A 23,280-nucleotide genomic window follows, 5' to 3' on the forward strand; every position below is an offset into this window, starting at 1 on the left:
TTTTGGATGTACAATCCAGGAAAGCGATTTTTAGTTGCGCGAGCAACTTTTAGTTAAATTCCTATTTACTAAGAACTACTATTTAGGTATTTATACTATCAGTTGTTTGCAACAAAGGCATACTTTCGGATTGAAATCCATGACGCAGTTCTTATGTATGCCCATGTATATGTCCTCGGATGGCAACAAGACGTCAAAGAGTCATTTTAATACTACGGGAAACCGTCAATATTCACGCGCATTCTTATTCACACAGGAGGGGAAAATGACCATCAAACTCAAATTGGCAATCGGCTTTCTGGCCATGGTGTTGCTTGTAGGGGCCACGGGCTTTTACGCCTACCAGGCATTGGACGGACAATCCCATGCGGTCAATGAACTCATCAATGACGACTTTGTCTACTATCAGACTACGTGCCGGGTGACGGAATCCATGCTTTTGCACAACCGGCATGCAAAAATGGTTTTTCTTAACATGGGCAAACCCGACGTCCAGGCCAACTTTATTGAGAAAATAAAGAAACAATCGGCAATCATCCGCCCCTTGCTGAGCAAACTGGCAAAACTTACTGCCGAAGACCCTCATCTGGACGGTGAAACAAAACGTATCGCAGCAGAAATACAGGACCAGTACGCCTACTATTACGACGGATTATCCAAGGTGTTGGATCGCGCTCTAAAGGACCAGACGCTCACGCCCAACCAGGCCGACGCCCTGATGGACCCTTACAAGGACGCCGCCCACGAATTGGAATCCGGCATTGATACGATGGCCCTGGCGGGCAAGGAAATGCTGCAGTCGGTTTCCGAAGAAACCCTGGCCAATCTCAAAAGCGTGGGAAAAAATATGACCCTCGTTATCTTGGCGGCCTTTGTTTTGGCCGCTCTGCTGGGAGTGTCCATCACTTTTTCCATCACCCGTCCCCTCAAGCGCATGGTCCAGTCTGTTTCGGCCTTGGCCCGTGGCAGTTTCGGGCAGCAGCTCGAAACAAGCCGCAAGGATGAAATCGGCCACGTGGCCCGCTCCATGCAAGAGATGATCAACACCCTGAACAGCGCTCTCGAAGAACTGGAACACGTTTCCCAATCCATCCAGAACGGCCACCTGCTGCAACGCGGACAAGTGGATAAATTCCCCGGCGATTTCAGGCAGTTCATTCATGATTCCAACAGCCTGGCCGATTCGCTGGTTGGATTTTTCGACAACCTGCCCACTCCGGTCATGGCCATCGATAACAAATACAACATCTTGTACATGAACACGGCCGGGGCCGCCGTGGGCGGAACAACGCCCGACAAACTGCGTGGAACCAAATGCTACGACCACTTCCGCACGGGCGACTGCCAGTCGAAGCAATGCGCCTGCACCCTGGCCATGCGAGACCGGACAAAACGCAACTCCCAAACACACGCCAACCCCGGCGGCGTGGCCAACCTGGATATCGACTACATCGCCATCCCCATAATGGCTGACAACGGCGAGGTGCAAGGCGCTTTCGAAGTCGTCCTCGACCAGACCGAAGTCCGGGAAAACCAACGCAAAATTATTGCCGCGGCAGAAAAAACCGCCGCTGTTGTCGACCGCCTTTCCTCGGCGGCCGAAGAACTCTCCGCCCAGGTGGAACAGTCCAGCAGAGGCGCCGACGAACAACGCACCATGACCACGGAAACCGCCACCGCCATGGAAGAGATGAACGCCACGGTCATGGAAGTGGCCCACAACGCATCCAACGCCGCATCCAGCGCCGAAGAAGCCAAAAACAATGCCCAGAACGGCGAAAAAATAGTGGAGCAGGTGGTAGGAGCCATTGAAACGATTCGGGGAAAAACCGAAGAGCTCACAGCAGATATAGACACCCTCGGCAGCCAGGTGGAAGGCATCAGCAAGGTTATGACGGTCATCACCGACATTGCCGACCAGACCAACCTGCTGGCTCTTAACGCCGCAATCGAAGCTGCACGGGCAGGCGATGCCGGGCGCGGATTCGCCGTGGTCGCAGACGAAGTCCGCAAGCTGGCGGAAAAGACAATGCAGGCCACCAAGGAAGTGGGCGAAGCCATCACCTCCATCCAGCAGGCCACAGCAACCAATGTGCAGGGAATGCGCGAGGCGGAAAACGCAGTGCAGGAAAGCACGGACCTGGCTTCGGAAGCAGGACAGGCCCTGCATAGCATCGTGCGCATAGTGGACACTACGGCAGACCAGGTGCGCAACATTGCCACCGCCTCGGAAGAACAGTCCGCAGCCAGCGAGGAAATCAGCCGCAACGTGGAAGAAATCAACAGGATTTCCAACGAAACCGCAGACGCCATGGGGCAGTCGGCCCAGGCCATTACCGAACTGGCCGCCCTTGCCAGCCAGCTCGGCGGAATGGTGAGCGACATGCGGCAATCGTAACCTGCGAGCAAAAATAACAAAAAACCGCGGCCCGGATGTAATTTCCAGGCCGCGGTTTTTTGTTATTGAATCGCGACGTGTACTCTTCTTGTACACAAGCGAGTTCAATTTTTCGCAGCAACACCGCTATCGTGTTTTTTTCAGCCGCCCGCCGCGCAGCGAAACCAAATGCAACGAAGCCGGGGACAAAAATCGCGCGGTCATCATCACAAGGCTGCTCAAAAAGGTGCGAGAGCAAGGCGCCAGAAAAATTGAATCGCGACGTGTACTCTTATTGTACACAAGCGAGTTCTATTTTTCGCAGCAACGCTGCTATCGTGCCTTTTTCAGCTGCCTTGAGACTGATTGGCGAGCTGTCCACACGCCGCCGCAATATCCTGCCCCTTGGACTTACGCAGGGTACAGGTCATGCCCTTTGAACAAAGATATTCGGAAAAAGCGGTAACGTCTTCGGGTTGTGGCGCCTTGTACAGGCTGGTGCGGCCGGGGTTGTAGGCAATGAGGTTGACCTTGCACTTGAGCCGGGAAAGCAGGCGGACCAATTCGCGGGCATGGCCCAGGCTGTCGTTCACACCGCGCAGCATCACGTATTCCAGGGTAACACGCTCGCGTGGCCGCACAGGGTAGGTGCGCAGGTCGTCCATGAGCTGGTCCAGGGGATAGGCCCGGGCCGCCTTGGGCATGATGCGTTCGCGCAGCTCCTGGGTGGGGGCGTGCAGACTCACGGCCAGCAGGGCCATGTCGTGGCGTCCGAACTCCTCCAGCGTGCCGGGAATACCCACGGTGGAAACGGTGCATCGGCGCGCGCCGATGGCAAGCCCGCTGTCGTCGTGGATGGTGCGCAGGCTCTTGATGAGAGTCTCCATGTTCAGCATGGGCTCGCCCATGCCCATAAAGACCAAATTGCGCAGTCTTTTGGATTCCATTTGCATGTCGCGCAGATAGTTGCGCGCCACCACAACCTGCCCAGCCATTTCGGAATGGGTAAGATTGCGCGCGCAGCCCATGGTGCCGGTGCTGCAAAAGGTGCAGGCCATGGCGCAGCCTGCCTGCGTGGAGAGGCATTGGGTGTAGTGCGTGGGTTCGGGGATGAGAACGGTTTCCACCAGTTCCCCGTCGCTCATGCGCAACAGAAATTTGATGGTCCCGTCCGTGCTGGTCAGCACCTCGGCCACTTCCGGAAGGATGGCCGAAGCCTCTTCTCCAAGCTTGGCCCGAAAGGTCTTGGACAGGTTGGTCATGTCCGCAAAATCGGTCACGCCCTTTTGCCACAGCCATTGCCACAGCTGTGCTGCCCGAAAGGGCGGTTCTCCAACGGAGCTGATAAAATCTTTCAGCTCTTCCAATGAAAAATCAAGCAGATTCGGATTCATATGTTCCTGGTGGTTTTAACGGCACGAAATATTTACAATGCGCGCCTATTCCCTGACGGATGTTCTGTCAAGGCGACGGGCTCAGGCGTAGACGCCAAGGCAGGTCACCAGCACGTCGGGCGACGAGGCAAAGGCTGCGCCGGGCAGCAGCTTGCGCACCTTCTCCCTGAGGTCGGGGTCGGTGGTGACGAAAATGCTCTTTGTCTGGCGGCACCGCTTGATGGCCGCGGCCAACATGGGCAGATCGCTGCATGTATCCCCGCAAACCAGATTGGGCCCTGTAGCCATGTCCAAGTTCAACATGCTGTCCAAAAACGTTACAGCATCGCCCTTGTCGAAATCCTTGAGCCCACTCTCCCCTTGAACCGTAAGGATGATTTCAATGTCCAGCCCGGTGTCTTCGATGCGCAGCATGGTTCCGGCGGGATCGAGATGGCGCAACAGATCGGAAACCCGGCTCAGCAAAGCACGCGAACGGTCCGGGGAAATGCTTTTGTTCACATCCTGCCGCGCCAGCGTGGTCTGCCCGAACTTGAACTGCAGCCCCGACCCGATCATCCCGAAAATTTCCATGCCGGGTTCCCGCAGAATTTTTTGCAGACGGGAGTTGAGCAGCATCAGCAAGGCTTCCTTGTCCGGTTCCACCGGGTAGGCTCCGCGACGGCCGTTCAAATCCACAAATTCCCGCCCCTTGGATCCGGCCAGAATGTAGCGGCCCATGGGCATGACATTGACGTCTGTCAGGCCGCCCCCGTTGTTGGCGGACGCCAGGGGAGCGGACGTGAGCATGACCGCGCGCTTGCAGTGTGTGGCCGAAAACCGTGTAAGAAACACGGCGTTGTATATGGATTGGATGGACGAGCGGTAGTGCCCGCAGTAGTTGTTGACCGTGCCGTCCCGGTCCGTGAAAAAACAGGCGTAATACTCCTCGCCCACATACTCGGCCAGGGTTTCGACCTCGCTCGCCAGCTCGGGCAAAGATGCGGCCATGTACCCGACCAGGGCGTCCTCGCCGTCGCGCAGGTACGTCAGGTCCTTGGCCAGTTCGCCTATCTCGTATTCCAGGTCCAGGCCCAACCAGTCCGTCCCAGCTCTGTCCGTCCCCGATTTATCAGGCCCAGCCCCACTTTTCACGGCCACCTGAAAACGCCCCTCTTGCTGAGGAAGGCGCTCCAGCTCTTCCAGGGCGGTTTCCAATGTCCGGATGTCGGCCCTCGACGGTTCCCCGCCGTTGAGCACGGCAAGGGTGAGCCTGCGCCGTACCGCGGCCACACCTTCCATAAGCAGGTAAAAACCGGACAATGTCAGGACCCCGTCCCGTGTACGGGCCTCTCCTTGCATGGGTGCAGCTCCTTCCCGCGCCAAAACGCCGTAGCCGAAAGGACCGGGCCGGGCAACGGGGATTTTCACGTCCGGTTCAATAGTATCGGGTTGCCCTTTTTCCGGCAAGTTGCAGTGCAAAAATAACATCCCAAATACCATTCCATGCAAAAGCCCGACATGCATGGCAAACATTCCTTTGCGCGGCACCGGCGTTGCCGGACTCTCTTCCCCCTGGACGGGGCTGATTTTCCCAAAGTGGAGGAAACCGGCAGCCTGCAAAGGCCTGCCTTTTCCTGCTTCTGACGTGTTTGGTTACACCAGAAGCGACTTGACCTGCACCCCTTCGATCATCCCAAGGCGGCCGGTAATGGCCCCGACCTCGTCCGTGGTGGCTTCCACGATAAGGCTGATGACACTGACGCCCCGGTCCTTGTACGGCAACCCGATGCGCCCGATGATGGCCTGACCGTGGCGGCTGAGTATTTCATTGACCTTGGGCGCAAAGGCTTCGCGCTCCTTGACCACAATGCCGATGACGCCAAGACGCTTTTCGCCTGCCGCATTATCCATGGCAAAACTCCAATGGGTTTGAAAATCCGCTTGTGGAAAAAGGGAACAAAACCGGAACTGCCATGCAGGTCCTGTTCTGCCGGAAGGGATGAGCCGAGGACGCAAAAGCCCCTCGGAGAATCCCACCCTGAAGTGCAGACGCATCCTTCCCGCAGGCAGATCCTCGTCATGAAGGTGTTCAATGGAAATTTTCTATGTGTATAAGTGTTACATGTCAAGAAAAGATAACACTTTAAGGACACATTTCAGTAAAAGTTCTCTGATAAAAAAACAGTGAGGATTCGGGAAATCCGCCTCCCCCCCTTGGCTTCAGACGCTTCCTTGCCGCAGGAGTTCGGGGAAATGGACGGGACTACAGGGCGAGCTTGATACCCTTGGCCTTCAGCGCCTTAACAGCTGCGCTGCGATCATCATAATGGGTATGCAGCAGATGGTGCGACATATGGCCGCAGGGACCTTCGTGCAGGAATCCGTCCTGCTTGTCGTACAGGGCAACGATCATGGGGTTGTCCTGCGACTTCTTGTATTCGTACAGTTTGTCGTCGCTGTCCGCCTCGTACACTTTCTCCTGGCGTTTTGCGACAAACTCCATGGCAGCAGCCACGGCTTCCTTGGTCATGTTCAGGCCCAGCACGGCATAGCCGCAGGCCAGTCCGGTGGCCCTCAAAAAGCCACGACGGGTAAGGTGAAGCAATTTCATGATATGATGCCCTCCTTTAGGCCATGGAGCGCATTCTGTAGCGCTTGTTGATGCGGGCGATCATGCTTCTGACGTAGGACGCCCGGATTTCGGGATCCAATGGCTGTCCGCCACCGTTCACGCAGCCGCCGGGGCAGGCCATGACTTCGATGAACGCATACGGGGATTCACCGCGACGAATCTGTTCCAGCACCGGAATGGTGTTGGCCAGGCCGCTGATGACGCACACCTTGACTTCCCCGAAGTTGGGGATGGCAACCGTTGCTTCGTTCACGCCCTCATGCGTACGCACGGCCTTGATGTACGGATCGTTCAATTTTTCGCCGGAAAGGACTTCGTAGCCCAGGCGCAGGGCAGCTTCCATAACGCCGCCGGAGCAGCCGAAGATGGTTGCCGCGCCCGTGGACTCACCCAGTTCGCGGTCGGGCTTCTGTGAAGGCAGGCTGCGGAAATCAATGCCTGCTTTCTTGATCATATAGGCGAGTTCGCGCGTATTGATGGTGGCATCAATGTCGCGGAATCCGCTGTCCTGCATTTCCGGGCGCATGCCTTCGTATTTTTTGGCGATACAGGGCATGATGGACACCGTGTACATTTTCTTGGCCGGTGTGTGCGACTCATGCGCGCCGTAGGTTTTGGAGAGAGGGCCAAGCATGCTGATGGGCGATTTGCAGCTGGACATGTTGGGCAGCAGATCGGGATAAAAGGTCTCCACGAACTTGACCCAGCCCGGGCAGCAGGAAGTGAACTGCGGCAGCGGACGGGCGTCGGGCTTGCCTTGTTCCTTCACGCGCTGGATGAGCTCCGTGCCTTCTTCCATGATGGTCACGTCGGCGGTCCATTCGTTGTCGTAAATCAGGTCGAAGCCCAGTTTGCGCAACGCCGCATGCATCTGTCCGCCCACGTACGTGCCGGTGGAATAGCCGAAGCATTCGCCCAGACCGTAACGAACGGCCGGTGCGGGCATGGAAACGACCACCGTATTGGGATCTTTGATCTTTTCAAAGATCTCATCCACATAGGATACGCCTTCGTAAATGGCGCCGTAGGGGCAGTTGACGAGACACTGGCCGCAGTTCATGCAGGCGGCGGGGTTCACTACCGCATGGATGCCCTCGTCATTTATGGCCTGGATGGCCCCGGTACCGCAAACTTCCTCGCAGTTTCCGCAGGCCTCGCATTTTTTGGGGTCCACCTGAACAAAATAGATATTGTCCGGGTCCACCCCTTTGGGCGCATTGGTCTGATACAACACGCCTTCCATGTCTTTCATGGTGCCCTCCTTGTCGGGTTGAATTGCAGATAGGTCCACTGGTGCCACTGGTTGCGCTCCAGGCGCAGCCTTGGCCCGGCATCCTGACATGCGTCACCTCCTCGGGTTACGTAACATGAATAAGATTTTAAATTTGGTATTACTATATGCGGTTAATACCAAATAAAATATCCTGTCAAGGGATTGAAATTAAAAACAGTGCTACAAATTAATTCTCGCCGTCCATCCACTCCCTCTTGCTCCTTTCCCGGCAAGATTGTACGAATCGGGGTGCAGGATGAGTCCACATCCCGCAGACACGTCCTGTCCGGACAAAACTACCCGCCCTCCGGCTGCTTGGCCGGTCCACGGCCCACCGGACAGCACGACGCAAACTCAGCCCGGCCCTGTGCCGCATCCCGGCCGGACTATGCGCACAAAAGCATCCAACAAACATTTCTGGAGGATAAAGGCATGCGAAGCCATAAAATGACAAAGGGACTCGAAAGAGCTCCCCACCGCTCCCTGCTCTACGCACTGGGGCTTACAGACGAAGAAATCTCCCGTCCCCTGGTGGGCGTGGTCAACGCGTTCAACGAAGTCATCCCCGGACACGTCCATCTGGACCGCATCACCGCCGCTGTGAAAGCCGGCGTGCGCGCCGCCGGAGGAACTCCCATGGAATTCCCGGCCATAGGCGTGTGCGACGGTCTGGCCATGAACCACGAAGGCATGCACATGAGCCTGCCCAGCCGCGAAATAATCGCCGACTCCGTGGAATTGATGGCTACGGCCCATCCTTTCGACGCCCTGGTGCTCGTCCCCAACTGTGACAAGATCGTGCCCGGCATGCTCATGGGCATGCTGCGCCTGAACATCCCGGCCGTGCTGGTGAGCGGCGGCCCCATGCTTGCCGGTGCCAAAGGCGGCCAGCCCGCCGACCTGATCACCGTGTTCGAGGCCGTGGGACGCGTCCGCAGAGGCCTGATGGACAATGAGGAACTTTCGGAAATGGAAAAATGCGCCTGCCCCGGCTGCGGTTCCTGCTCCGGCATGTTCACGGCCAACTCCATGAACTGCCTTTCCGAAACCGTGGGACTGGCCCTGCCCGGCAACGGCACCATCCCGGCCCACTCCGCCGAACGCATCCGCCTTGCAAAGTCCGCGGGCATGGCCGTCATGAATCTGCTGGAAAAAAACATCCGCCCGCGCGACATCGTCACCGAGGACAGCCTGGCCAACGCCGTCACCCTGGACATGGCCCTGGGCTGCTCCACCAACACGGTGCTCCACCTGCCCGCCATTTTTCACGAGGCAGAGCTCAACCTCTCCCTGGACATTTTCGACACCATCAGCCGCAAGACGCCGAACCTCTGTCGCCTCTCCCCTGCCGGGCCTCACCATCTTGAGGAACTGCATGCAGCCGGCGGCATTCCCGCGGTCATGTCCGAACTGGACTCCAAGGGGCTGCTCCGTACCGACGTCATCACGGCCACCGGCAAGACCCTGGGTGAAAACCTCAAGGCGCTCAAAGCCAAAAACAGGAACCCCGAGGTCATCCACAACATCGATAATCCGTACAGCAAGGAAGGCGGCATCGCCATCCTGCGCGGCAATCTGGCTCCCGACGGCGCTGTGGTCAAACAGTCTGCCGTTGCCCCGGAAATGATGCAGCGCACCGGTGTCGCCCGCGTTTTCGACGGCGAGGAAGAAGCCAACCAGGCCATTCTGGACGACAAGATCAAGCCCGGCGACGTCATCGTCATCCGCTACGAAGGACCGCGCGGCGGCCCCGGAATGCGCGAAATGCTCTCGCCCACGGCCAACATCTCGGGCATGGGCCTGGATACCCAAGTCGCCCTTATCACCGACGGCCGTTTCTCCGGCGGCACGCGCGGCGCGGCCATCGGCCACGTGTCGCCCGAAGCGGCCTCCGGCGGCATCATCGGCCTGGTACAGGAAGGCGACAAAATCCAGATCGACATCCCTGCCCGCAAGCTGGAACTCCTTGTGGACGAAGCCGAACTCGAACGCCGCCGCGCCGCGTACACGCCCAAGACCAAGGAAATCAAATCCCGTTTCCTGCGCCGCTACATGCGCATGGTCACGTCGGCAGCCCAGGGCGCGGTTCTGGAAGACTGATTCAGCCTGTTAAACGGTCCGGCAGCCCTCAGGCCTGCCGGACCGTTCTCCCTCCTGCAAGGACGGATTGCCCCAAAAACCTTCAGCATTCCGTCCCAACACCATCCAACCCCGGCCACTCCCGGAGGAGCCCATGTGGGCCAATAGCCACGACGCCGTAAAAAACTACGAGAACTGGTTCACTACTCCCTCCGGCAAATTCGCCTTTGAACGGGAGCTGAAGCTCTACCGCCATATGGTCGCGGGCTGGCGCAGACGCGGCCACACCCTGCTTGATATCGGCTGCGGTCCCGGCATCTTTCTCCAGGTTTTCTGGGAGTCCGGTTTCGACGTCACCGGTCTGGACGCTTCCCCCGCCATGCTTGCGGCCGCCCGCCAAAAGCTCGGCTGCCGGGCCGATCTGCACCTGGGGCACGCCGAACACCTGCCCTTTGACGACAACCAGTTCGACTATGCCGTGCTCATGACCGTTCTCGAATTCTGTAAAGACAAGGAAATGGCCGTGCGCGAGGCCGTGCGCGTAGCCAAAAAAGGCGTGCTTGTCGGATTTCTCAACCGCTTTTCCCTGCATTACCTTATGGATGTGCGCCGCTCCGGCTCAGCCGACAAAAAGAACACCCTGCGCCAGGCCGATTGGCTGGGAAGCAGCCAGGTGCTCGACCTGCTCGTCCAGGCCGCGGGCTGGCGGCCCCACAAATCCGCGTCCGTGCTGGCCGGTCCCGAATCCACATGGAAGGACCGCTGGTACTCGCGTTGCCTCAACTACCCCATCCTGCCCGCCTGGGTGGGCGCCTTTGCCATGACACGCTTCGACCTTGTGAACGAGGCACCCTTCACCCCCATCTACTCCATGTCCACAGAGCCCAAGCCCTACGCTGGGTAAAAATAGTTTAAAGAAGGAGCAAGGGGAATGGTGTGATTTCATCTTCCGCTCAATCAGGCTGCTCAGAAAGGCGTGAGAACAAGGCGTGAGAAAGACCCAAGGCCGACGCGTATTTCCTGATACGCGAGGATTTGGGCCTTTTGAAACAACGCAGGTATCAGGCCTTTATCAGCAGCCTGAAGAGGTTTTTCCCCTCGCGCTCCCCCTTCCAGAACTTTTTATTATTTAAATCAGATAGCCCCACCCTACAGAATCAAAATCTCCAGGTTGTCGCGAAAGGTACGAGAGCAAGACGCAAGGCCAATTTAAACGCGAAGTGTACTCTTCGTGTACACGAGCGGCTTGAATTGGCTGCAGCAACGAAGCTATCGTGATTTTCCCGGCAACCTGGGACGGCTCGAGAAATTTTCAAGGCAAACGCGTATTTCCTGATACGCAAGGATTTGAAAATCTCGAAGTAACGCTGCCATCGTGCTTTTTTCAGCAGCCTGAAACCTCTTGAAAGAGGTTTTCCCCTGCGCTCCCCCTTCCAGAACTTTTTATTATATAATTCAAGCTGATATATTCATTATACTGCCGAATATCCAGGCTGCTCAGAAAGACGTGAATTGGCTGCAGTAACGCAGCTATCGTGATTTTCCCGGCAACCTGGGACGGCATCGTTTTTGCTTGTTTATTCTCCGCAGTAACAATTCTGCCGGTTTCTTTGACCGCCAGAGCCTTGAGAATACGCCGGAGAACAAGCAATGACGCACACCGAGCCCACATGCCAGGAAGTTGACATTCTCGTCCTGGGAGCAGGTCTGGCCGGACTGCGCGCAGCCTGGGGAGCCTTGCAGCAGGCTCCGGACAGCCGCGTGGCAGTGGTCCGTCCGGGACCGGGGCCTTCGGGATCGTCATTTTCCAATGTAAACAACATGCTGGGCATGCAGGTTTGCCAATGCTCCCATGACGAAGACGCCCTGGTGGCGGATGTGAAGGCCGCGGCCCTTCAGGGCCACGTGGATGAGTCCCTGGTGCGCATAATGGCCCGTGAAAGCCGCGACCGGTTCGACGATCTGGCAGAACTCGGCATCGAGTTCAAGACGGACGCCAATGGCGACCCGCAACGATTTTCCGGCTGCTTCAGCCCAAACTCGCGCCGGGCAGTTGTATTCACCAGGCTGGGACGCATTTATCACCGCTTTGCCGACAAGGTGACTTCCCTGGGCGGAAAATTCTTCACCGGGTTTATGGTTCGCGACCTGTTGACCGATACGGACGGCCAGCGCGTTCACGGAGCCCTGCTCCACCATGCACCCGACGGACGGCTGCTTGCCGTACGAGCCCAGGCCGTCATCATGGCCTTGGGCGGTTCGGCCCCGCTGTTCGCCTTCAGCCAGGCAGGTCCCCAAAATCCAGGTTTTTCCCTGGCTCTTTTGCAACGGGCCGGTGTCCGGCTGGTCAACCAGGGCTTCATGCAATTCATGTGGGCCGAGACCCAAACCCGTGCCTTCTGGCCCATCCAACGGCTGGGCCTCAACGGCGCACTCGTCCGGGCGCAAAACGGCAATGAATCCGCCCTGCCAGACGAACTGCGCGAACTGGCTGTCCCGCGCGCGGCCCATTGTCCCTACGGACACGGGCTTGAGGACGCACGCCTGGACAGATACCTGCTGGACAGGCTTGGGCCCAAAGGCACCGCACAGGTGCACGACCCGGACCGTGGCTGGCTCGAGATAGCTCCCATGGCCCATGCCGGAAACGGCGGCGCACTCATAGACGCCACTGGCGCAACCAATATTTCCGGCCTGTATGCCTGCGGCGAATGCGCCTCCGGCATGCATGGAGCCAACCGCGTGGGCGGAGCCATGGTTCTGGCCACGCAGGTCTTCGGAGAACGGGCAGGACGCCATGCTGCCGCCCGATTAAAGTTTTCCATGGGTCCGTCCGATAAAACAATAACTGGGTTAGTGATTCGGGATTCGGACCAACAAATCGAAGATGACGCCGAATACCGCCGGGAAAAACACTGGCTGGCCTGGGCGCTGCAACGCTGCGTACCCGGATATGCAAGGAAAGAAACAGGTTTTCTGTGTAACGAGGCAGTCCGGAGGCAACGGACGGTAAAGGATTGGAAGGCAAGACTTGCCCTGGATACGGGATTGACGTTATTGAGAGCCTTTGCCGTAAATAACTAACCTAGTGGATGAACGGTGTATAAACGGAGCCTTGCCATGAGTGCGACCCCCTATAATTTTTTCAAGCCTGGAAAAGACACCCGCGTCTTGTCCCTGCTGGAAGGTATCCACACCTCGGGGCGCACCAGTCAGAACGAACTGGGGACCAAGGCCGACCTGAGCGGCGCAATGGTCAATAAGTATATAAAGGATTTGCAGGCCGGAGGGCTGGTCAACCCCATCCCCATCAACGGAAAATGCTTCGAGTACCAGCTCACCGCAAAGGGCGAGACAGCTCGTAATCAGATGATGGGCCAATATTGTGCTGAAATAGTGAGAATTTACTCTTCGCTCAAGCAATCGCTGCTCTCCAAGTTTGAAGACCTGCACAAAAACGGCGCGACCACCCTGGCCCTTTTCGGAGCCTCGGAGACTTGCGAGATCGTATACAACGCCCTTAAAGACACGAATTTCAGAATCGCCACGGTGGTGGATAACGATCCCCAAAAACAGGGCGAGCCGTTTTTCGGCCACATCATAGCCTCCCCCGAGGTATTGGCCCATATACGGTGTGATGCGGTAATCATCACATCGTTCGGCAAACAGGAAGAAATTTACGAGCATTGCCTCAAGTTCCAGGCACAACAAACCTTCAACATCATAAGGTTGTGAGCATGAATACCAAAACCATCAGGCTTTCTTCCGGCGCATGCATTGGTCAGGGACATCCCTGCTTCGTAGTTGCCGAAGTCGGCAACAACCACCAGGGCAAGCTCGAGATGGCCAAGGAAATGGTCTACGCGGCGGCGGAATCCGGGGCTGACGCCGTCAAATTCCAAAAACGGCACACACCGTCCCTGCTCACACGTGATGGACTTTGCGCCCCCTACACCGGTCCCAACAGTTTCGGCCCCACCTACGGAGAACACCGCGACGCTCTGGAGCTGAGCATCGACGAGATGGCCGTGGTCAAGGACCTTTCCGAAAAGCTGGGCATGGTCTTTTTCGCCTCCGCCTGGGACCAGATAAGCATCGACCAGATGAAAGACCTTGGCGTGGAACTGATGAAGGTCTGCTCCGCCGACCTCATCTGCACCCCCCTGCTGCGTTCCATCGGCGAGATGAACGTTCCGGTCGTGGCCTCCACGGGCATGAGCGACTGGGATCAGATCGACTTTGCCGTCAAGGAACTGAGGGCCTATCACGACGACATCATTTTGCTGCATTGCAACAGCTCCTACCCCTGCCCCAACGAGGAAGTCGGGCTGCCCGTCATGCATGCCCTGGCCGAACGCTACAACCTGCCCGTGGGCTATTCCGGCCACGAACAGGGGCTGGCACCCAGCCTGGCAGCTGCGGCACGCGGCGCATGCATGGTGGAACGCCACTTCACCCTGAACAAGCTCTTTCCCGGCTCGGATCACAAGGCGTCTCTGGAGCCTTCGCAGCTGAAGGAACTTGTCGGCATGATCCGCGACATCGAGCAGGCCATGCAGATTCGCGATAAATGCGTCACGGACAAGGAAGCCGGATCGGCCAAGAAACTGCGCAAAAGCATTGTCTCCGCCGTGGACATTCCCGCTGGAACCCGCATTACAGAGCAGCATCTTACCGTGAAGAGCCCCGGCACGGGTATCAATCCCATGCGCTGGGACGAAATAATCGGCAAGAAGACCAATTGCGATATCGCGGCGGACACCCTGCTCATGGACGACATGTTCGGAGAACTGCGCTGCCTTAAAACCAGGTCGGCCTAAACCGCCCTATACGCAGCCCCGTATGCGGCCCCCGTATTGGGCCAGTTTCGGACACCTCGGCCGGAGAAATTGAAAAGCCGCCGGTCGCCGCTGAGTCGCCGGGCCAGTTTTTTCAAGATATGTTGCGTGAGGCCTGCTGAACGAGGCCTGCGGAATGAAATCTGTCGAGCGGGATCTATCGCGTGAAGTCTGGATTTGCACACGGCCGGGCAAAAAACAGGCGCGTACCAAAGGACACTGCATGCGCATATTGATGCTGGCGATCAACGACCCAGCCGGAACGGCCATTGCCTTTGCCAATGCCCTGAACCGCCATACCGAACACACCTGCCGGGTGGTGACGCTGGAAACCAGATACACCCACTCCTGGGAAAAGGATCTGCACGTCCCGGACCTGGATGCAACCGGCCTGGCCGAGGTGGAATATCTGCTTGAAACCTCGGACATCTTTCATTTTCACATGACTGCGGACGAGACCTTGCGCTTCGGGCCATTTCTGCCCGCGGATTACATGCGGGGCAAACGCATCGTCCACCACCATCACGGCCATCCCGACTTTCGCGGCAATCCGGGAAAATACAGTAAAAAGTACGCCCAGCTGGGCCGCACCAAACTTCTGGTCAGCACGCCCGACCTGCTGCGCCTGCTCCCGGAGGCCACCTGGCAGCCCAATCTGGTGCCCAACAACGATCCCCTGCTGCTGCCCATGGGCGGCAAGCCGGACGATCCGCTGCGCATAGCCCACTCGCCCACGCGAAAAGACCTCAAGAACACCGATGACCTGTTGCGCGCTCTGAACGGCCTGAAAACACAAGGCGTTCATCCCCTATTGGATATGATCGACGACGTACCGCACAGCGAATGTCTGCGACGCAAACGGCGCTGTCACATTCTGTTCGACCATATGCAGGGGTATTACGGAGTAAGCAGTTTGGAAGGATTATCGCAGGGATTGGCCGTCGTGGCCGGGCTGGATGACTGGTGCGCAGGCCATGTGCGCGATTTTTCCGGTGTGGAGGAACTTCCCTGGGTAACGGCCTCGCCGGAGACCTTGGAAAAGACCCTGTACAATCTGGCCAACGATCCCGACAGGATACGCGAAATCGGCCGGGCCTCGCGCCGCTTTATGGAAACGGCCTGGTCGGAACGCAAAGTGGCGCAGCGACTGGCCGACTTCTACACCGCCTGATCAGTCGCCGCTTTTATCCTGCGGAGACCGCTTCGGTATGCGGTCCACGGCCCAGCGCAGCAGATAAAACACCACCGCACCCACCGCCAGAATGCCTGTCAGAGAATATTCCGTATTGCCAAAGGGGATGGGCATCCAATTGTCGGTACGCATCCAGATATACCCCTGGAACCCCATCACCATGAGCCAGCCGAGAGCCAACGCGAGCGCTATCTTGAAAAAAAGGTCAGCCACGCCCGATGCGTTCTTTTCTGCGTCCATATGCACCTCAAAACAGTTTTTCTTGCCATGGCTATATGCCATTACGGCAATCCACGTCCAGATTTAACCACTCTTGCAAAAGCCCCGTATAAACCAGGTTTCTATTCGCCCAAAGGCTCAGAGTCGCCTTTGACGCCTTCCGGGGCCTTTACCGGATTTACATATTGGGACGTGGTGGTTCCCAAGGATCGGGCCAGTTCCGGGCGTACCTCCTTAAGCCGGGTATTGTAGAAATCGATCACCTCGCGACGCCCGAGCATGCCCATCAATACCGAAGGGTCGTCTTCGCGCACCACGGGCAGGCTGTCGATATTGCGCTGGGTGAACTTGTTCATCACCGAGTTGAGGTCTTCGCTGGGCCGCACCGTAATGATGTCGGTCATGGCGATATCCTTGAGCAGAATAAGATGAACAATGGCCGACTCGAACAAAATGCTCCTGAAGTCATTGATGGAAAAAATGCCGGTCAGCTTGCCCTCGTCATTGACCACAGGGAAATAATGCTGGTTTGTCTTGGAATACAGTTCCTTGAAACTGCCGAAGTCCATATCTTCGGGAACCGTGGCCACCCAACGGATACGGTTGTCCAGATCCTTGACCCTGTACGCCTGCAGAATGTCCACGTGCACTTCTCCGGCATGGGCCGGGGAAGCGAATTTGTTGGGCACCTGCTCGCTGTAGATGCTGAACCGCGTGGACAGCTGGTGACAAAGAAAACAGACCAGCAGGGAAGGCAGGAGCAGATGATAGGAGTTGGTCATCTCGCTGACAAAAATAATGGTGGAGACCGGAGTGGACGAAACAGAGGTGAAAAATCCGGCCATGCCCACAATGACAAACGGCCCGGTATGCGGAATGAGGTCCGGGGCGAACATCTGGAAAATCTTGCCCACGGCCCCGCCCAATGCGCCGCCGATGACGATGGACGGGCCGAACACGCCACCGCTGCCGCCGGAACCGATGGTAAAGGCGGTGGTGAAAATCTTGCCCAAGGCCACGCCCAGCAGCAGCGTGAGCGGAGCCTGCTCCAAAATGCCCTTCTGCACGATGCCGTACCCGAAGGCCAGGGTTTCGGGCAGATAGAACCCGATCATACCGGTCAGCAGGCCACCGATTGCGGGCTTGATATGGTTGGGCACCGCCTTGAACTTTTTAAAGGTCCCGTGCACGGAATAGAACACTTTGGTGTAGACATACCCGCCTGCCACCAGAACCAGGGCCAACAGGGCGTAGGGGCCGAGTTCCAGCGGATTGGTGAACTGAAAGTCCGGGGCCTTGAACAACGCGCCCCAGCCAAAGACCAGACAGAACAGGCAGTAGGCCACCACGGAGGAAATGCCCGCGGGAATAAGCACGTCCGACTCGAAATCCGCGTCCGAATACAACACCTCGGCGGCAAAAAGCGCCCCGGCCAGAGGTGCGCGAAAAATACTGCCCACGCCCGCGCCCACACCAGCCGCCAACATGATGCGCCGTTCGTGCGCGGACAATTTGAGACGTGTGGCCAGAAACGAGCCGAACCCGGCACCGATCTGGGCTATCGGCCCTTCGCGTCCGCCAGAACCGCCTGTTGTCAGGGTTATCGTTGAGGCAATGGTCTTGATGAAGGGCACCCGGCCCCTGATGATGCCGCCCTTGTTGTGGTAGGCGTCTATGGCGCCATCCGTGCCGTGGCCCTCGGCCTCCGGCGCAAAGGTATAGACCAGCCAGCCGCTGACGATTCCCCCCAAAGCGGGAAGAATGAGCAGCACCCAACGGTTGAAGGGGGTGTTCGACGGCGCAAGCAGGGCGTGTTCACCAGCCGGGCCCACCGGCCTGTACCCGGCCATTCCATCCATGAAGTAGCGCATGCCGTAATCGCAGAGTGTATGGAAAAGAATGGACCCACCGCCTGCGATTACGCCGATGAGTATGAACAGAAACAACCATTTGCCAGTGCGCTTGAGTCCGGCGGGAGCATGAAGAGCGCGATGAAGAGTAGCGGAGGTCTGGCTCATAATATTTCGGCTCGCTTTCAGATTTCCAAAGCGGGGTTACACCAGGGCTGCACCTGGAAATTCGGTCCGGCGATAAGCAGGTTGTTGGGCATGGTGGACTGGACCAGCTCCATCTTGCTGCCGAAAACCACGTCGCGGATAAGTCCGTGGCCATACGCCCCCATAATCACCAGGGCGTCATGGGGCACGGCGTACAGATTGCTGACAAATTCGCCCTGGTCGAAAAAATGCCAATTCCGCACCGGAGCCTCGCCGCAGCTCAGCCCGTTGTGCTCCATGATGTCCTCGTAATATTCCCGTCCCTTCCCATCCGCCTGGGTGAACACGTCCAGGGGAAGGCGGCTGTTGCGGCTGATGCGCATGCCCAGTTCCAGGGATTTTACGGCATTTTTCGACCCGCCGAACATGACCATGACACTGGTCCATGGTTTGAACACCTGGCTGGGAATAAGCAGAGGGAAATGGGCTGTCTTGAGAATGCCGCGTACCTTGGAACCTATCTTGCCAAGGGCGATCTTGCTGGACTGGTCGGCCATAACCCGGGGAGAACACATGAACTGAAAATCCGTGGGCACGTCGGGCAGGTTGGTAGCCGTAAACTCGTCGCTGTACAGCAGAGAGCAGGAAAAATCATGCCCCTCAAGCAATTGGTGCACATGGGGTTCCATGCTTTCCGGGTCGGCCAGATACGAAGGGTCCAGCTCCACCTCCACTGCGTCGTACTCGAAGTACATGAGAAATTTTCTGGATTTGGGTATATAGACGGTAAGGCCTACATTGAGAGTTTTGCAAAAATAGAGACTTTGCAGGAATGTTTCTCGGCCCAGCGGGGTATTTCGGAAAATGTGCAAAAGACGTGGTTCCATGCAGCGAACTCCGTGAATGGCTGAAGGCTATCTCTCTTTCCAAGTGTATAGTCTTTGCCCTGCAACGTCCATGGGGGGCGGAAAATCGGGCGCAACGAACACGGTTTCCTGGCGGTTGCCCACCGCGCACCCACGGGGCAGCCAGAAGTGGCGGCATCCCCTTCCGGCGCCAGCCTGCTCACGCCGCCTCTTACATTGTAAGTCGCGGGGAATTGGGCTAGTGTCGCTCTCCGCTTAAAAGCGACACATACCGGCGGGCAGGCTGAATGCCGTTGTTTCGGCCCAAATGCCGCAAGGCCCCCCGCCGTTCCCGGCGGTCTTCGCAACCGTCCGCAAGCGCCGGACAGGTTGGGATTTCAAATCGTCTGCAAAGCCGTCATGCAGCAGGAGGACACATGTCGCAGGAAGCATTGGACAGGGTTATGACCCATTGCCGCGAAGGCATGGCCCTTAGAGAAAAATTTTTCGAGCAGTACGGACAGGACGTGGTGGATGTGGCCCGGGTAATGGCCGTGTGCCTTGCCCGCGGCGGCAAACTGCTGTTCTGTGGCAACGGCGGCAGTGCGGCCGACGCCCAGCATATAGTGGCGGAATTCGTCAACCGTTTCCAGCTGGAACGGCCTCCGCTTCCGGCCATAGCCTTGACGACCGACACCTCCGTGCTTACCGCTATCGGGAACGACTACGGTTTCGACCAGGTTTTTTCCAAACAGGTTCAGGCTCTGGGCACCAAGGGCGACGTGCTGGTGGGAATTTCCACCTCGGGCAACAGCCCCAACGTTATCCGCGCCTTCCGGGTGGCCCGAGACAAGGGCATTACCTGCGTAAGCATGGGCGGACAAAACGGCGGGGAAATGGCCCCCATGGCCATGCATAACCTGCTCGTCCCCGGTAAGGTGACGGCCCTTATTCAGGAAGTACACATCTCCATCGGGCATATGTTGTGCAATCTGGTGGACTTTTTTCTGTTCGAGGCGGTCACGGAACTGCAACCCTATCTGCCTATCCAGGAAGACGTGTAACAACGTCCGAAGGAAGACGCCTGAAACATTTCAGGAGGAATTATGCCGATTTTTGAATACAAATGCGCGGCTTGCGGCAAAGAATTTGAAGAAGTCGTGTTTGGCGATGCCAAGCCCGACTGCCCCGACTGCGGCTCCAAGGACACGGAAAAACTGATGTCCTGCTGCCGTCACAAGACTGGTGGAGCCGGAGGACTGGAAATGCCCTCCTCAAGCTCGTCCAGCTCCTCTGGCGGCTGCTCCGGATGCGTGGGCGGCAATTGTTCTTCCTGCGGCGGCTGAGCCGGATCTCTGCACTCCAACCACTCGCGAGACTATGACCGACACCATTGTTATCGCCACACGGGGCAGTTTGCTCGCCATGTGGCAGGCGAACCACATCAAGTCCCTTATTGAGAAACGGCACGGCGTCCACGTCGAGCTGCTCAAGATCAAAACCAAGGGCGACAAGATCCTGGACGTTCCGCTGGCCAAAATTGGCGGCAAGGGATTGTTTGTAAAGGAAATCGAAGACGCTCTTCTGGACGGACGCGCCCATCTGGCCGTGCACTCCATGAAGGACGTGCCCACGGAGCTGCCTGCCGGACTGGTTGTGGGCATTATCCCCAACCGCGAAACGCCCACGGATACGCTCCTCTCCGTCAAGTACAACGGACTGGACGACCTGCCCCAGGGAGCCGTGGTCGGCACTGCCAGTCTGCGCCGCCAGGCCCAACTGTGGATGCGCAGGCCCGACCTGGACATCCAGACGTTGCGCGGCAACCTGGACACACGTCTGCGCAAGCTGACCGAAGGACAGTACGACGCCATTGTTCTGGCCTCCTCCGGGCTGAAGCGCCTGGGGTTCAGCGGACCCAAGATGCAGGTGCTGGGGCCGCCGGACTTTCTGCCCGCCGTGGCGCAAGGTGCCCTGGGCATCGAATACCGCGAGGATGACAAGAACATCGCCTCGCTGCTCTCTTTCATCAACCACACCCCTTCCCGCATCTGCGTACAGGCGGAACGCGGTTTTCTGACAGGGTTGGACGGCGGATGCCAGGTACCCATTGCCGGTTACGCCGAACTGCACGACGACACCGTGCACCTTACCGGTCTTGTGGCGGACGCCAAAGGCCAGGAGGTCATCCGCATGGAAGCCGACGGTCCGGCCGAAGAGGCCTGGGACATCGGGCAGGCACTGGCGCAAAAGGTGCTGGCCGCGGGTGGCAAAAAAATTCTCGACGAAGTGTACGCGGCCCAATAGCCGAAGTCTGTCGGGACCATCCCAAATACAAAACGCCCTGCGGATATATGTCCGCAGGGCGTTTTTCTTTATTTATGGGCGTGGGATTAACGGCCGAGTCCCAACTTATGCCCGTACTTGGCCCGAACAACCAGCCCAACCAAAAGCAGGGAGCAAACCACGGAAACCACGGAAATGCTCTCGCCCGCGCTCTGGCTTACCCAATCGGCCACGGACAGCCCCAAGGCGTGATACAGGACGTTCACACCCATTCCAAGGGCCAGGGAAACAACGGAAATGGCCGCCACATAGACCATGGTGGTGCGCTTGCCCAATCGCTTGGCCAGCACGGTAAGTCCGGCGGCGTTGGTGGCCGGTCCGGCCAGAAGAAAGACCAGGGCCGCCCCCGGAGAAAGTCCCTTGAGTGCCAGGGCCGCAACAATGGGTGTGGAGGCCGTGGCGCATACATACATGGGCACGCCGATAACCAGCATGAGCAGCATGGAGAACATGCCTTCGCCCAGGTTTTCCGCCACAAAGTTGGGAGGCAGAAAATAGCTGATGCCCCCTGCCAGGACGATTCCGGCCAGCAGCCAGAAGCCGATGTCCTTGGAGAGCTCTATAAAGGCGAACTCCATGCCCTTGCGCAGACGGCTGGGCGGTGTGAGGTCGCCAAGCTGCGGGCTATGCGAATGGTTGTGCGAATGGCTGGGCGAATGGCCGCCGCAACCGCAACCGGTGTCACACGAGGCAAAGGCGTGGACATGGTCGTGCGTGGGACGCAGAATCGTTCCGATTTGCGGTGTCGCTTCTTCCGAACCATGCCCCGAATCACATGCAGACGAACAACACGCATCCGTGCACCCGTCGGAACATCCCGCATCGTGCTCATCTGCGGAACATGCCGGGTCTGAACATCCGCACGACGAAACCGGAACCGAATGGTCCAGACCGGCTTCTTCCTCCGGATCTTCGGGCAGACGGTTCACTGCCAGTCCGGCCAGGATTGCGGTAATGAATGCGGCCACGGGCCGGATCACGGTCATGACCGGGTCGAGCAGGGCATAGGTTACGGCAATGGAATCCACGCCGGTTTCCGGTGTGGAAATAAGAAAAGACGTAACCGCCCCCTTGCTGGCCCCCTGCTTGCGCAGTCCCAAGGCGGTGGGAAGCACCCCGCAGGAGCACAATGGCAGGGGCACCCCCATGAGCGAGGCCTTCAGGACCGATGCGGTCCCGCTCTTTCCAAGATGGCGTGCAATGAAGTCATCGGGCATATAGGCCTTGAGCAGACCGGCCACGAACATTCCGAACAACACATAGGGTGCGGAATCGTTTAAAATTATCCAGGTTTCCCGGACTATTCCGATAAGCATGTCAACCATGGTTCCTCCCAAAGGAGCACTTGCGGTTCCTGATGTATTCCAGCTTAGGACGAGCAGTCGTTGGCGGCATGGCACAGCCCCTGCGCCATGAGCGTTTTCACGTGATCGTCGTCCAAACTATAGTAGACCCACTTGCCCTGCTTGCGCCCCTTGACCAGGCGCATGGCTCGCAAAAGCCGAAGCTGATGCGACACCGACGACTGGGACAACCCCAGCAGATCGCACAGGGCACAGACACAGAGCTCCCCGTCTTCCCGCTCTTCTCCGGTCCGTTCGGATTCTTCAGTCACGGCAGCCAGGGCCGCCAGAATGCGCAACCGGTTGGGATCGCCCATGGCCTTGAACATCTCGGCGGCGCGTTCAATGGATTCATCCGAGGCCATTGAACGTCGGGCCAGGGCCACGGCTTCGTGGTGGTCATTGCAGAAACAATGGGCGTCTTCCGGAAGTTCTTCCGAAGCCTTGCCGGGATTTTCTGTGGTTTGGGACACGATACTCTCCTATGAATTATTCATCATATGTTCATTTGTTCATATGTAGTCACAAGCGCGCTGTCAACAGAAGCTGATGAAAAAGCTCTTCCCTTAGTGCGCAGCCAATCTTTCAAAAGCAAAGGATACGCCACCGCACCACTCTACGCAGTCCGCCAACTCTCCGTATAGAATGGAAAATTCATGTTCTCCAAGGCTACACAAAGGGCTCACCAAACATCTCGTCGGACCAGGAAACTTGGAAAAAAGAAAGGAAAGACCGGGACTCGGCTCAGATTGATTACAAAGTT

At 57.7% G+C, this 23,280-nt stretch carries 20 protein-coding genes; 10 read left to right on the forward strand and 10 right to left on the reverse strand.

Annotated features, from left to right (window positions below):
- The first annotated feature begins 265 nt into the window (after positions 1–265).
- A complete protein-coding gene (locus tag ACI0FJ_RS10155) occupies positions 266–2,398 on the forward strand; it encodes a methyl-accepting chemotaxis protein (protein ID WP_424302693.1) in 2,133 nt (710 codons plus the stop codon).
- Positions 2,399–2,724: 326 nt separating this feature from the next.
- Here ACI0FJ_RS10155 and rlmN read toward each other — a convergent pair whose 3' ends face one another.
- The 5 genes from rlmN to ACI0FJ_RS10180 form a co-directional block, all read right to left on the reverse strand.
- Positions 2,725–3,771, reverse strand: a complete 1,047-nt coding sequence (gene rlmN / locus ACI0FJ_RS10160; RefSeq protein ID WP_424302695.1) for a 23S rRNA (adenine(2503)-C(2))-methyltransferase RlmN — start codon at positions 3,769–3,771, stop codon at positions 2,725–2,727.
- Between the two features lie 81 nt (positions 3,772–3,852).
- Positions 3,853–5,232 carry a trehalose 6-phosphate synthase gene (locus ACI0FJ_RS10165; protein WP_424302698.1) on the reverse strand — a complete coding sequence of 460 codons (1,380 nt, stop codon included), beginning with the start codon at positions 5,230–5,232 and terminating at the stop codon, positions 3,853–3,855.
- Positions 5,233–5,406: 174 nt separating this feature from the next.
- The gene (locus ACI0FJ_RS10170) at positions 5,407–5,664 is read right to left on the reverse strand and encodes a TM1266 family iron-only hydrogenase system putative regulator (protein ID WP_424302700.1); all 258 of its coding nucleotides are present in this window, start codon (positions 5,662–5,664) and stop codon (positions 5,407–5,409) included.
- Between the two features lie 352 nt (positions 5,665–6,016).
- Complete coding sequence (locus ACI0FJ_RS10175; RefSeq protein ID WP_424302703.1) at positions 6,017–6,364, reverse strand: iron hydrogenase small subunit; 348 nt, start codon at positions 6,362–6,364, stop codon at positions 6,017–6,019.
- A gap of 16 nt (positions 6,365–6,380) precedes the next feature.
- A complete protein-coding gene (locus tag ACI0FJ_RS10180; protein WP_424302706.1) occupies positions 6,381–7,637 on the reverse strand; it encodes a [FeFe] hydrogenase, group A in 1,257 nt (418 codons plus the stop codon).
- A 453-nt stretch (positions 7,638–8,090) separates the two neighbouring features.
- On the opposite strand from ACI0FJ_RS10180, the gene ilvD reads away from it, so the two are divergent.
- The 6 genes from ilvD to ACI0FJ_RS10210 all read left to right on the forward strand — a co-directional run bounded on the left by ilvD (position 8,091) and on the right by ACI0FJ_RS10210 (position 15,746).
- Positions 8,091–9,758: a dihydroxy-acid dehydratase gene (gene ilvD / locus ACI0FJ_RS10185; RefSeq protein WP_424302709.1), complete on the forward strand. Its 1,668-nt coding sequence runs from the start codon at positions 8,091–8,093 to the stop codon at positions 9,756–9,758.
- A gap of 133 nt (positions 9,759–9,891) precedes the next feature.
- Positions 9,892–10,641, forward strand: coding sequence for a class I SAM-dependent methyltransferase (locus ACI0FJ_RS10190; protein ID WP_424302712.1), 750 nt, complete (start codon positions 9,892–9,894; stop codon positions 10,639–10,641).
- 746 nt (positions 10,642–11,387) lie between these two features.
- Positions 11,388–12,821: an FAD-binding protein gene (locus tag ACI0FJ_RS10195; protein ID WP_424302715.1), complete on the forward strand. Its 1,434-nt coding sequence runs from the start codon at positions 11,388–11,390 to the stop codon at positions 12,819–12,821.
- A 36-nt stretch (positions 12,822–12,857) separates the two neighbouring features.
- Complete coding sequence (locus tag ACI0FJ_RS10200) at positions 12,858–13,472, forward strand: winged helix-turn-helix transcriptional regulator (RefSeq protein ID WP_424302717.1); 615 nt, start codon at positions 12,858–12,860, stop codon at positions 13,470–13,472.
- Positions 13,473–13,474: 2 nt separating this feature from the next.
- On the forward strand, positions 13,475–14,557 hold the full coding sequence (locus ACI0FJ_RS10205) for an N-acetylneuraminate synthase family protein (RefSeq protein WP_424302719.1): 1,083 nt from the start codon (positions 13,475–13,477) through the stop codon (positions 14,555–14,557).
- Positions 14,558–14,798: 241 nt separating this feature from the next.
- The gene (locus ACI0FJ_RS10210; RefSeq protein ID WP_424302721.1) at positions 14,799–15,746 is read left to right on the forward strand and encodes a glycosyltransferase family 1 protein; all 948 of its coding nucleotides are present in this window, start codon (positions 14,799–14,801) and stop codon (positions 15,744–15,746) included.
- On the opposite strand, the gene ACI0FJ_RS10215 is transcribed toward ACI0FJ_RS10210, so the two are convergent.
- From ACI0FJ_RS10215 to ACI0FJ_RS10225, 3 genes are all read right to left on the reverse strand, one after another.
- On the reverse strand, positions 15,747–16,007 hold the full coding sequence (locus ACI0FJ_RS10215) for a hypothetical protein (protein ID WP_424302724.1): 261 nt from the start codon (positions 16,005–16,007) through the stop codon (positions 15,747–15,749).
- Positions 16,008–16,108: 101 nt separating this feature from the next.
- Complete coding sequence (locus ACI0FJ_RS10220; protein ID WP_424302727.1) at positions 16,109–18,004, reverse strand: chloride channel protein; 1,896 nt, start codon at positions 18,002–18,004, stop codon at positions 16,109–16,111.
- Between the two features lie 17 nt (positions 18,005–18,021).
- Positions 18,022–18,870 carry a universal stress protein gene (locus ACI0FJ_RS10225; RefSeq protein ID WP_424302729.1) on the reverse strand — a complete coding sequence of 283 codons (849 nt, stop codon included), beginning with the start codon at positions 18,868–18,870 and terminating at the stop codon, positions 18,022–18,024.
- 395 nt (positions 18,871–19,265) lie between these two features.
- Here ACI0FJ_RS10225 and ACI0FJ_RS10230 point away from each other — a divergent pair, with 395 nt between their 5' ends.
- Genes ACI0FJ_RS10230 through hemC form a run of 3 tightly spaced genes read left to right on the forward strand, consistent with a single transcriptional unit; the run spans position 19,266 to position 21,135 of the window.
- Complete coding sequence (locus tag ACI0FJ_RS10230; RefSeq protein WP_424302732.1) at positions 19,266–19,892, forward strand: D-sedoheptulose 7-phosphate isomerase; 627 nt, start codon at positions 19,266–19,268, stop codon at positions 19,890–19,892.
- 42 nt (positions 19,893–19,934) lie between these two features.
- Positions 19,935–20,174, forward strand: coding sequence for an FmdB family zinc ribbon protein (locus tag ACI0FJ_RS10235; protein WP_424302735.1), 240 nt, complete (start codon positions 19,935–19,937; stop codon positions 20,172–20,174).
- 34 nt (positions 20,175–20,208) lie between these two features.
- Positions 20,209–21,135 carry a hydroxymethylbilane synthase gene (gene hemC / locus ACI0FJ_RS10240; protein WP_424302738.1) on the forward strand — a complete coding sequence of 309 codons (927 nt, stop codon included), beginning with the start codon at positions 20,209–20,211 and terminating at the stop codon, positions 21,133–21,135.
- Positions 21,136–21,221: 86 nt separating this feature from the next.
- Here hemC and ACI0FJ_RS10245 read toward each other — a convergent pair whose 3' ends face one another.
- The gene (locus ACI0FJ_RS10245) at positions 21,222–22,499 is read right to left on the reverse strand and encodes an SO_0444 family Cu/Zn efflux transporter (RefSeq protein ID WP_424302741.1); all 1,278 of its coding nucleotides are present in this window, start codon (positions 22,497–22,499) and stop codon (positions 21,222–21,224) included.
- Between the two features lie 44 nt (positions 22,500–22,543).
- Positions 22,544–22,990 (reverse strand): ArsR/SmtB family transcription factor, encoded by a 447-nt coding sequence (locus ACI0FJ_RS10250; protein WP_424302744.1) that lies wholly within the window; start codon positions 22,988–22,990, stop codon positions 22,544–22,546.
- Positions 22,991–23,280 lie beyond the last annotated feature (290 nt).

The organism is Desulfovibrio sp. 7SRBS1 (genome assembly GCF_049723905.1).
Taxonomy (GTDB): domain Bacteria; phylum Desulfobacterota; class Desulfovibrionia; order Desulfovibrionales; family Desulfovibrionaceae.